The organism is Tabrizicola sp., from assembly GCF_031377265.1.
Taxonomy (GTDB): Bacteria; Pseudomonadota; Alphaproteobacteria; order Rhodobacterales; family Rhodobacteraceae; genus JAUYQR01.
In genome coordinates this window covers 1-10,697 of sequence record NZ_JANMET010000187.1, presented here as the reverse complement: position 1 = coordinate 10,697, position 10,697 = coordinate 1, and the positions used below count along the sequence as shown (strand labels likewise).

The window sequence follows — 10,697 nt, the reverse complement described above, 5'->3', positions numbered from 1 at the left end:
GACCGGGATCGCGCCGTCGGGGGTGATCCGTGCCATGATCACCCCCTTAACGCCGACCGGCGACAGCGCGGCCGACGCCCGCCTTGCGGGCCTCCTGCTCGCGCAGCCAGTCCCTGACGGCCTCCATGCGGTAGAGCACCTTGCGCCCCACCCTGACGCAGGGCGGGCCCATGCGGCGGGTCTCCCAGCGCTGCAGGGTATCGACCGACAGGGTAAGTTCCCGCGCCAGATCGGTGCGGTCCAGCCAGCCGATCAGCAGGCCGGAGTCGACCTCCGGCGCGGCGTCCTCGGCAGAGCTTAAGTCGATCTTTTTCATGTGTTTTCTCCTTCACCGGCGCTCCCCGATCGGCGCGCTGAAATCGGTCAGGAGAGACAAGCACGGGCAGGGCACCGGCAAAGAGGCGGAAACCGGCGGAAACAAACGGGGTAATTATTCCGGACTTTTATCCACAGCGTTTCGCTGTGCGCGGCTCAGATTTCATTTTGAACAAACCCGGAACTCTGACAACTTCGGGGAGAGCAGTTCACAACCAGAATCGCCAGATGGTCACCCCACCGAGAGGCTGGGGCTTGGTCTCGTTCGACCCGAGGTCACGACCCTACCGGCGGTCAAACAAGGAGGCAGGCATGGCGTTTCCGGCGCAGGTTTTCTATTCGATTCTCGAGGTTTCGGTGCGCTGGGGATGCAGCGTGACGCAGGTGGTGAACAACGCCATCGCCGACGAGCTCGACCTGGTGACCGGAGTCTCGCAGATCATGTTGGGCGAGGAATGCGTCGCAGGCCTAACCAGCGTGCCAGGTTGCGCGGTCCGCCCTTTGTTCCGGCCGTTCGGCAAGGGCGCAAAGAAAATCTACCTCACCGAGGCGCGCCTGCCGCCGAATGACCCCTGGCAGACAATCAACAAGCCAGCCCGAGGCGTGCGGCTGACTGCGGCCGACATCATGATCACGGCCAAGGAAATCGACCGCTTTGAAGAGGATCACGGCATCGGCCGCACCCGGAGCGTGGGGCCTGGAGCCCCACTGAAATACGACTGGGACGGCTTCTATATTGCTGTTCTTAAACGCATCTATTCCAATGGCTTTCCAGCCCGGCAGCGCGATCTTGTGGTTGAAATGCAGGAGTGGTTCGTCGCGAATTCCGCCGAAGGCGATGCGCCGGACGAAAGCACAATTCGCCGCAGGATTCAGGCGGTCTGGAAGGAGTTGAACCCCGCCTGAAGCCGCTTTGGCGCGGTGTTCGCGCGTCCGGAATAATTGCCCGGTTTGTTTCCGCCGGTTTCCGCCTCTTCGCCGGTCTCATGCGTGGAGCAGGTTGCTCTTTGCCGATTCTCGATCCTCAGTCGGCCTGAACTGGAGGGCCCGCATGGGAACGCATCTGACCGAACGTGTTGTAAAGGCTGCCGAAATCGGCACGCGCAAGTACGTGGTGTTTGACGAGGATTGCGCAGGCTTCGGGCTTTGCGTGTTTCTGTCGGGCCGAAAGGGCTTCATCCTGATCTACCGCGCCGCCGGACGGCAGCGTCGCATGACGATCGGCACATGGCCCAGCTGGTCGGTGGTGGCCGCCCGGGAAGAGGCCAAGCGCCTGAAGCGTGACATCGATCGCGGTGAAGACCCGATGGATGTTCGGACATCTGCCCGGCACGCGCCGACCGTTGACGAACTGGTCGATCGCTACATCGACGAACACCTGCCGAAGCTGTCTGCATCCAGCGCAAAGGATCAGGCCAGCATGCTAAAGACGTTGGTCCTGTCCGAATGGCGATCGCGGAAGGTGGCCGACATCACGCCCACCGATGTCGACCGGTTGCTGACCAAGGTCGCGGCGGGGCGGCCGCGGGTCTGGAAGAAAACCGCCACACCGATCAAGGTGCCCCGGGCTTTCAAATCAACGAGGTCCAAACCAAAGCCACCGCCGAAGACGTTCAAGCCGACGCCCGTGCGGGCAAACCGCGTAGGTGAGGTGCTGCGCAAGATGTTCAGCCTCGCGGTCACATGGAAAATGCGGACCGACAACCCCGCCACCAGCTTCCGCAAGCGACCTGAAACCGCACGCGAGCGGTTCCTATCCTTTGAGGAAATCCAGCGCCTCGCCGACGCCCTCTGTGCCGATCCTGATCAGCGCGCCGCCGGGATTATCCGCCTCTGCATGCTGACCGGCGCCCGCTGCGGCGAGGCCCGCACCGCGACCTTTGACCAGTTCAACCTTGATCTGGCAATCTGGACCAAGCAGGCCGCCTACACCAAACAGCGCCGCGTCCACCGCGTCCCGATCTCGCACGAGGCCGTCGCCCTGATCCGCCTGCGCGGCGATGCCGTGCCCAAGGGTTGCCCCTTCCTCTTCCCCGGCGATGTACCGGGCCAGCCGGTAGTTGACCTCAAGCGCTTCTGGGAGCGGATGCGCGTGCAGGCCGAAATCCCCGACGTCCGCATCCACGATCTGCGCCATACCTTCGCCTCGCTGCTGGTCTCTGGCGGCGCCTCTCTGGAAATGATCGGGCGGCTGCTCGGCCACACCCAGATCGGCACCACCCAGCGCTATGCCCACCTGATCGACACGCCGCTGCGGGCCGGGGTGAACGCCGTGGGAGAGATGCTGAAGCCGCGTTTGCGGGTGGTTGGGGAGGGCGAAACCGGCACCGTTGGGGCAAAGGTCGCTTGATTGCAACGCGATCAATGCTCACCGTCGAGCCATGGAGCGGAGGGTAGCATGGCCAGCATCACGATTCGCAATCTCGATGATGACTTGAAACGCCGCCTGCGTGTGCGGGCGGCCGAACACGGTCGCTCGATGGAGGCGGAGGTGCGCGAAATCCTGCGGCAAGCTGTCGGCCACCTCAGCGCCCCACGCAACCTTGGCCAGTTGATCCACGCACGGTTTGCCGCAACTGGTGGCGTCGATCTACCAACTGCGACGCGCCGCCCGATGCGAATAGCGCCGAACTACAAGTGATCCAGAACCGTCGCCGACAACGAAAGGTCAAGCGTTAGCACGCATTGGACCGCGTCTGGCCGCAAGTTGCCACTCGAAAGCCGCACTCCTTACGGTAAGGTAAGAGCACAGTAGCCGTCAGGCATCGCATTCCTGTCAATGTGGAGGCGCGGCGGTCTTTTGCAGGGAAGCCGGATGAAGCTTATCGGAAACAGTGGTCAAGAGCGTGTGATTGATGCGCTAAGAGAGTGGATTTCACCCGGCTCGAATGTCGACATGATGACTGCTGGCTTTTCGATACACGCCTTTGGAGAGGCGCGAAATGACCTGTCCAAGGTAAACACCTGTCGCGTCATACTTGGTGCATCATCAGCAAATCCGCTTTCTCTCTCTGGCGCTGAGACCGACCGCGTATTCCGGAGCAGGCTTCAGGGACGATGGCTTTCCAAGCAGGCGGCAGATTGGATGGCGCGGAGCGTCGAAGTGCGGTTTGCATCATCTGAGCCGCCGCAAAGCTTGATTATTGCGTCCCATGGCACAAAGCGTCGAGCATTGTCGGGAACGTGCTCCTTCACCACTTCAGGCCTCGGCATAACACCCTCTGGGCAACTTGCCCTTGTGCAGCTATCCGATAATGAAGATGAGGTTGCCGCCTTTTCTGCGTGGTTTGCGGCTAACTGGACCGCTTTGCGGCCTGATGGCGAAAAGAGCGAATGCCTGCGGGAGGCCCTTTCGTCGATGGCGGCACATCGGCCACCCTCACAACTCTACTTTCAAACGCTCTACCAGCTTTTCAAAGACCTAGGTGATGAGCTGGATGAAGAGAAAATCGTCAAGTCTGCCACGGGCATAAGAAAGTCTGTCGTTTGGAACAAGCTCTTTAAGTTCCAGCGCGATGGCGTTATTGGGGCGATCGATAAGCTAGAAAGAATTGGTGGATGCATAATCGCAGATAGTGTCGGTCTCGGCAAAACTTTCGAGGCACTTGCGGTCATCAAGTATTACGAACTGCGAAATGATCGTGTTCTTGTGCTTTGTCCCAAAAGGCTCAGAGACAACTGGACACTGTATAAGGCGAACGACCGCAGAAACATCCTGGCGATCGACCGTCTAAATTACGACGTTTTGAACCACACTGACCTCTCGCGAGATGGAGGAAATTCAGGTGACATCGATCTTTCGCATGTGAACTGGGGAAATTATGATCTCGTTGTAATTGACGAGTCCCACAATTTCCGAAACAAGGCAACGCACCGGGATCGTGACACTCGGTACGATCATTTGATGAAGAAGATCATCCGTTCGGGAGTGAAGACCAAGGTATTGATGCTGTCGGCGACGCCCGTCAACAATCGGCTGGCCGACCTGAAAAATCAAATCGCTTTCATGACTGAAGGCGACGATCTTGCTCTCACGAAGTACGGAATTTCCAGTATCGAGGCTACGATCCGTAAGGCTCAAGGGCAATTCAATCGGTGGCTTGAACTACCCGATCTGCAGCGCCGCCCTGCGCGACTCATGGATATGCTGGGATTTGATTACTTCAAACTGCTTGATCTGTTGACCATCGCAAGGTCGCGAAAGCACGTCGAGCGTTACTACGGAACTGCGGAGACTGGTCAGTTCCCGGACCGGCTCAAACCGGCAAACATTAAGGCCGACGTCGATCTTCTTGGGGAGTTCCGGCCGATTAGGGAGATCAATAATGAGATCAGGCGTCTTAAGCTGGGCGCTTATGCACCACTCCGATATGTTCTGCCGCAGAAACAGCGGGCCTATGACGAGAAGTACAGTACCAAGGTTCGCGGCGGAGAAAGCATCTTCCGCCAGGTTGACCGGGAAGAGAGCCTGATCCACCTGCTTCGGGTCAACATTCTAAAGCGAATGGAGAGTTCGGTTGCGTCATTTGCTTTGACGATCAAACGACAGCTCGAAGACGTTGATGCAATCCTTGGCAAGATCGACGTGCATGTCGACGGCATCGATGAACTGACCATTGACGATGTTGATATTGATGATCCTGCCTTCGAACCGCTGATGGTTGGCAGAAAGGTCCGGGTGCTCCTCCAGGACGTGGATCGTGTGAAATGGCGGCAGGACCTGATCGAGGACCGCAATCGGCTTGCGACGCTCCTTTCAGCAGCCCGAGCGGTCAGCGCCGAACGTGACGCCAAGCTGGATCGGCTGAAAGAGGTGATCGCGGCCAAGATCGCTCATCCGATCAACCCCGGGAACAGGAAGGTCCTCCTGTTTACGGCCTTCGCCGATACGGCCGAGTACCTTTATCGGGAACTGTCGCGCTGGGCGCAGGACGCTCTGGGCATCCATGTCGCATTAGTTACCGGTGGCGGGACGAACAAATCCACCCTCAGCGGCCTACGGGGCGACATGAGCACGATTCTCAGCGCATTCTCCCCGCGGTCGAAAGAGAGGCCCCAGGAATTGGTGGAAGAAGGCGAAATCGACTTCCTGATCGCCACTGACTGCATTTCCGAAGGCCAGAACCTTCAGGACTGCGATTTCCTCGTCAATTATGACATCCACTGGAACCCGGTGCGGATCATTCAACGGTTCGGGAGGGTCGATAGGATCGGTTCGCAGAACCTCAGCATCCAATTGGTCAACTTCTGGCCCAACATGGAACTGGACGAGTACCTTGACCTTGAAAGCCGGGTCAGCGGACGGATGGTTCTCCTCGATGTTTCCGCGACCGGCGAAGAGAACGTCATCGAGTTCCAGGCGAACAACCAGATGAACGACCTCGAGTATCGCCGGGCCCAGCTGCAAAAACTGCAAGACACAGTGATCGATCTTGAGGATCTGTCGAATGGAGTGTCGATCGCCGACCTGACCCTGAACGACTTTAGGATCGATCTCTCGGGCTATCTGCATGAAAACAGGGAGGTGCTGGATCAGCTTCCCTTTGCGACCTACGCGGTCACGTCTGCGCCCCCGGACAACGGCGAGAACAGTATCCCGCCTGGCGCGATCTTCTGCCTGCGCGCGGTGGGCGAGGCAGCGGAAAAAGCGGCGGAACCGGGCTATCCATTGGCTCCGCATTTCATCGTCCATGTTGGTGACGATGGCGAAGTGCTTCTTCCTTATACCCAAGCCAAGCAGGTTCTGGACCGGCTCAAGAAGCTCTGCATCGGCAAAGACCTTCCCGACGCCGAGGCCTGCCAGCGCTTTGACAAGGCAACCAAGGGCGGCAGGGACATGGAGCCCTATCAGAAGCTTCTCGCACGCGCGATTTCGTCGATCGTCGGCAAGAGCGAAGAGCGGGCCGTCGCCAGTCTCTTTTCCCCCGGCGGCACCCATGCACGGAAGGGGGAGTTCGCCGGGGCCAATGACTTTGAGGTGGTGGCCTTCATCATCGTCTTGCCCAACACCGAGGGCGCTGCATGACGGCACGCGCCGATTTCGAAAACCTTGTCCAGGCGCTGGGCCTGCCGAGTGAAGCCCGGGTCGAAATGCGGGTGCCGAAGAAGCTGCTGATCGAACAAGGCGCGCCGACTGCGGCCGACAAGCGGGTGATCGGCGACGGGATCGAGGAGCTGCAATGGTTTGCGGCCTGCAAGCCCACGACCATCGGTGTGCCCGACTATCGCGACGAAGTGCGTGAGTACCTCGAAATTGCGGTTGTCGGCTGCGACCTGCGGCCCGGTGCCAAGGCCCAGCGCCTGACCGAACTGATCCACCGCGCTATTCCCTATCCGGTAATCCTGGTCACCCGTGATCCGGGCGGCCTTGCCCTGTCACTCGCCCACAAGCGCTGGGCGGAACGGGAGGCGGGCAAGATCGTGATCGAAGACGTCGAATCCACCGGCCCCCTGACAAAAGCTGTCGTGGATCAAGCCTTTATCCACGACCTTTCGCTTGCGAACCTGCCGCGCCGTAGCCTACTCACCGTCTATCAGGGCTGGATAACTCGGGTTCAGGCATTACACGCCGCGCGATTGTCGGGCGCTTATGTTGCAACCGACGATCAGGCCGTGCTGGACCGGCGGCGAGCGGCACTGGACACCATTTCCCGGCTGACGCGCGAAGGGGCAACCTTGCGCGCGAAGGCGACCAAAGAGAAGCAGATGAACCGGCGTGTCGATCTGAACTTGCAGATCCAGCGTCTGGAAGCCGCCATCGCTGTGGCACGTAAAGACCTTTGAAGGTGAGACAGACATGACCGAGATCGAAAAGCTGACTGCTGGCCACCCCGATACCCAAAGCGCCGATATCGTCGCGGGCAATATCGAGGCGCTGCGGGCCCTGTTCCCCGAAGCCTTAACCGAGGGAAAGATCGATTTCGAGGTTCTGAAGCAGTGCCTTGGCGGCGCGGTGGATGAGCGGGAAGAGAAGTACGGCCTGAACTGGCACGGCAAGCGCCGGGCGCGGCAGATCGCACTGATGCCTTCGACCGGAACGCTGCTGCCATGCTTCGAGGACAGTGTCGACTGGGACACGACCCAGAACCTCATGATCGAGGGGGATAATCTTGAGGTCCTGAAGCTGTTGCAGAAGAGCTATGCTGGAACAGTGAAGCTGATCTACATCGACCCGCCATATAACACGGGAAAGGACTTTGTTTATCCTGATGATTTTTCCAACAGTATTGCAAACTACCTGGCTTTGACTGGTCAGGTGGAGGGCGGAAGAAAGATCAGCTCAAACTCAGAGTCTTCTGGGCGCTTTCACACTGATTGGCTCAATATGATGTATCCGCGTCTTCGACTTGCTAAGAGTCTTTTGGCTTCCGATGGCGTGATTTTTGTTTCATGCGACGACCACGAGGCGCACAATCTCAGGCTACTTCTCGATGATATCATGGGAGAGGAGTGCTTCGTCGCGCAGATTGCGAACGTAAACAACTTGAAGGGAAGAAACGATCGCGCACATATTGCGACCGCGCATGAGCATCTTCTTATGTATGCGCAACCCGATTTTGAGTCATTAGGCCTACCTCTTTCCAGTAAGCAACTCAGCGAGTATCGCAACAGCGATGAGGCCGGTCTCAAATTTCAGTGGCGTGACCTTAGAAAAAGAGGTGGTGCAGACACTCGAGCTGCAAGACCAAACCTTTATTTTCCTGTGTTTGTGGACCCAGCTAGCGGTGATTGTTCGATGGAGCAAACGGACAGATTCTCAGTTGCCGCTCACCCCAAGAAAAGTGACGGATCTGATGGATGCTGGAGATGGGGCAAAGCAAAAATTGCTGCAGAAGTTAAGAACCTAAAGGGATCAAGTACCTCGGACAGTAGACGGTGGAACGTTTCCTATCGGGTCTATCTTGAGGCTGACGGTGAGGAGCGAGTCGCAAAGCCAAAGTCGGTTTGGATGGGACCTGAGCTTTCCACTGATACGGCTACCAAGACGTTGAAGGCCATTGTTCCTGGCGCAGACAACTTCACACCCAAGCCAGTTGAGCTGATGAAGCTGATTGCCCACCAGTCGCTTGGTGAGGGTGATCTTGCTTTGGACTTCTTCGCGGGAAGTGGTACACTTGGTCACGCAGTTATGGAGTTAAACGCGCAAGACTCCGGAGCCCGTCGCTTCATTCTTGTTCAGCTTCCTGAGCCAACTGGTCGTGACGACTATCCCACTATTGCAGAACTCACGAAGGAGCGGCTTCGCAGGGCTGGGGCTGCTGTTAAGCGGGACTTTCCATCGTCCGCGGGCGATACTGGCTTTCGTGCATTTAAGCTGGCTTCGTCCAACATCATTGCTTGGGAACCGGATACGACTGACTTCGCAGGCACCCTCCTCGCCCATGCGGAACACCTCGTCCCCGATCGCACAGAGGCTGACATCTTGACCGAGCTTCTACTAAAGCTGGGCCTCGACCTCTGCGTGCCGATCAAGACGAAGGACATTGCGGGCAAGTCTATTCATGCGGTGGGTGCTGGCGCGCTGATCGTCTGCCTGTCCGACGGCATAACCCGTGAGGTGGTTGAGGGGTTGGCTCAAGGCATCGTCGCATGGTGGCAGGCCCTCGCCCCCGCGGGCGACACGCGCGTGGTCTTCAAGGACTCCGCCTTTGCCGATGACGTCGCCAAGACAAATATGGCCGCGATCCTGAACCAGGCGGGCATCAAAGACATGCGGAGCCTGTGATGAAGCTGCATTTTGAGCCCGACCTTGACTACCAGCAACAGGCCATCGAGGCCGTCTGCGACCTGTTTCGGGGGCAGGAGATCAACCGCACTGAGTTCACCGTCACCCGCGCCGCGACAGGTGGCGGGCAGATAGAGCTGGGGCTGGAAGAGAACGCCCTCGGCATCGGCAACCGGCTGACCCTGCTGGACGACGAGATCGTATCGAACCTGCGTGACATCCAGCTGCGCAACGGGCTGCCGCCGTCGACCGGTGTATCCTCCGGCGATTTCACGGTGGAGATGGAGACGGGGACGGGCAAGACCTATGTCTATCTGCGGACGATCTTCGAACTGAACAAGCGCTTTGGGTTTACAAAGTTTATGATCGTGGTGCCGTCAGTCGCGATCAAGGAAGGCGTCTACAAGACTCTGGAAATCACGCAAGACCACTTCAAGAGCCTCTACTCTGGCCAGCCCTTTGACTACTTCCTTTATGACTCCAGCAAGCTGGGGCAAGTGCGCAACTTCGCCACCAGCCCGACGGTCCAGATCATGGTGGTGACCGTTGGCGCCATCAACAAGAAGGACGTCAACAACCTCTATAAGGACAGCGAGAAGACCGGGGGCGAGGCGCCGATCGATCTGATCCGCGCGACCCGGCCGGTACTGATCGTGGACGAGCCGCAAAGCGTGGATGGCGGCCTCGAAGGGCAGGGGAAGAAGGCGCTGGATGCGATGCACCCGCTCTGCACGCTGCGCTATTCGGCGACGCACGTGAACAAGCACAACATGGTCTACCGCCTGGACGCTGTGGACGCCTATGAGCGCAAGCTGGTGAAGCAGATCGAGGTCGCCTCGATGGAAGTTGAGGGCGGCCACAACAAGGCGTTCGTCCGCTTCCTGTCGGCCAGCAACACGCGCGGATCGATCACCGCAAAGGTGGAGCTGGACGTCCAGAAGAATGGGAAGGTAAGCCGCGACACCGTATCGGTTCAGGACGGTGACCATCTGGAGGAAACGACCGGCCGCGAAATCTATCGCGACGTCAGGATCGGCGAAATCCGGGTGGGGGGTGAGGCGCTACTAGAGGTGAAGACGCCGGGTTCCGAAGAGTTCCTGCGCACTGGCCAGGCGATCGGCGACGTCGACCCGGATGGAATCAAGCGCCTGATGATCCGCAAAACCATCACAGAACATCTGGAAAAGGAAAAGCGGCTGGCCCCCCTCGGGATCAAGGTGCTCAGCTTGTTCTTCATCGACGCCGTGCAGCACTACCGGTCCTATGACGAGGACGGAAACGCGGTGAAAGGGAAGTACGCGCGGATGTTCGAAGAGGAGTATCGGCGGGCGGCCAAGCTGCCGGATTTCAAGAGCCTCTTTGAGGGGATCGACCTGACTTCAGACGCAGAAGAAGTCCACGACGGATATTTCTCGATCGACAAAAGTCGCCGGTGGACTGACACAGCCGAGAACAATCAGGTCAACCGTGACAGTGCCGAGAGGGCCTACAACCTGATAATGAAGGAAAAGGAGAAGCTTCTAAGCTTCGACACGAAGCTAAAGTTCATCTTCTCGCATTCTGCCCTGAAGGAAGGATGGGACAATCCGAACGTGTTCCAGATCTGCACCTTGCGCGATTTCGGCACCGAGCGTGAGCGGCGGCAGACAATCGGCCG

General features: G+C 58.6%; 8 protein-coding genes. 7 read left to right on the top strand and 1 reads right to left on the bottom strand.

Annotation, left to right across the window (positions count from 1 at the left end; all coding sequences use genetic code 11):
• Positions 1-46: 46 nt before the first annotated feature.
• The gene (locus tag RMO18_RS10820) at positions 47-316 is read right to left on the bottom strand and encodes a helix-turn-helix domain-containing protein (RefSeq protein WP_309665863.1); all 270 of its coding nucleotides are present in this window, start codon (positions 314-316) and stop codon (positions 47-49) included.
• A 311-nt stretch (positions 317-627) separates the two neighbouring features.
• On the opposite strand from RMO18_RS10820, the gene RMO18_RS10815 reads away from it, so the two are divergent.
• The 7 genes from RMO18_RS10815 to RMO18_RS10785 form a co-directional block, all read left to right on the top strand.
• Entirely contained in the window at positions 628-1,221 is a 594-nt protein-coding gene (locus tag RMO18_RS10815; protein WP_309665862.1) for a hypothetical protein, read from the top strand.
• A gap of 145 nt (positions 1,222-1,366) precedes the next feature.
• Complete coding sequence (locus tag RMO18_RS10810; RefSeq protein ID WP_309665861.1) at positions 1,367-2,665, top strand: site-specific integrase; 1,299 nt, start codon at positions 1,367-1,369, stop codon at positions 2,663-2,665.
• A gap of 48 nt (positions 2,666-2,713) precedes the next feature.
• Positions 2,714-2,956 carry a FitA-like ribbon-helix-helix domain-containing protein gene (locus tag RMO18_RS10805; RefSeq protein ID WP_309665860.1) on the top strand — a complete coding sequence of 81 codons (243 nt, stop codon included), beginning with the start codon at positions 2,714-2,716 and terminating at the stop codon, positions 2,954-2,956.
• Positions 2,957-3,130: 174 nt separating this feature from the next.
• Positions 3,131-6,340 carry a helicase-related protein gene (locus tag RMO18_RS10800; RefSeq protein ID WP_309665858.1) on the top strand — a complete coding sequence of 1,070 codons (3,210 nt, stop codon included), beginning with the start codon at positions 3,131-3,133 and terminating at the stop codon, positions 6,338-6,340.
• Positions 6,337-7,098, top strand: coding sequence for a DUF4391 domain-containing protein (locus RMO18_RS10795; RefSeq protein ID WP_309665856.1), 762 nt, complete (start codon positions 6,337-6,339; stop codon positions 7,096-7,098). Before RMO18_RS10800 ends, RMO18_RS10795 begins: the two co-directional genes overlap by 4 nt.
• 13 nt (positions 7,099-7,111) lie before the next feature.
• Positions 7,112-9,040, top strand: coding sequence for a site-specific DNA-methyltransferase (locus tag RMO18_RS10790; protein ID WP_309665855.1), 1,929 nt, complete (start codon positions 7,112-7,114; stop codon positions 9,038-9,040).
• Positions 9,040-10,697: DEAD/DEAH box helicase family protein (locus tag RMO18_RS10785; protein ID WP_309665854.1), on the top strand; the 1,658-nt coding region annotated here is incomplete at its 3' end. The genes RMO18_RS10790 and RMO18_RS10785, both read left to right, overlap by 1 nt.

What these genes read in the sequence shown, in the direction of transcription:
- RMO18_RS10800 (WP_309665858.1), top strand. Translation starts at nt 3,131, where the DNA reads ATGAAGCTTATCGGAAACAGTGGTCAAGAGCGTGTGATTGATGCGCTA.
- RMO18_RS10795 (WP_309665856.1), top strand. Translation starts at nt 6,337, where the DNA reads ATGACGGCACGCGCCGATTTCGAAAACCTTGTCCAGGCGCTGGGCCTG.
- RMO18_RS10790 (WP_309665855.1), top strand. Translation starts at nt 7,112, where the DNA reads ATGACCGAGATCGAAAAGCTGACTGCTGGCCACCCCGATACCCAAAGC.
- RMO18_RS10810 (WP_309665861.1), top strand. Translation starts at nt 1,367, where the DNA reads ATGGGAACGCATCTGACCGAACGTGTTGTAAAGGCTGCCGAAATCGGC.
- RMO18_RS10805 (WP_309665860.1), top strand. Translation starts at nt 2,714, where the DNA reads ATGGCCAGCATCACGATTCGCAATCTCGATGATGACTTGAAACGCCGC.
- RMO18_RS10815 (WP_309665862.1), top strand. Translation starts at nt 628, where the DNA reads ATGGCGTTTCCGGCGCAGGTTTTCTATTCGATTCTCGAGGTTTCGGTG.
- RMO18_RS10820 (WP_309665863.1), bottom strand. Translation starts at nt 316, where the DNA reads ATGAAAAAGATCGACTTAAGCTCTGCCGAGGACGCCGCGCCGGAGGTC.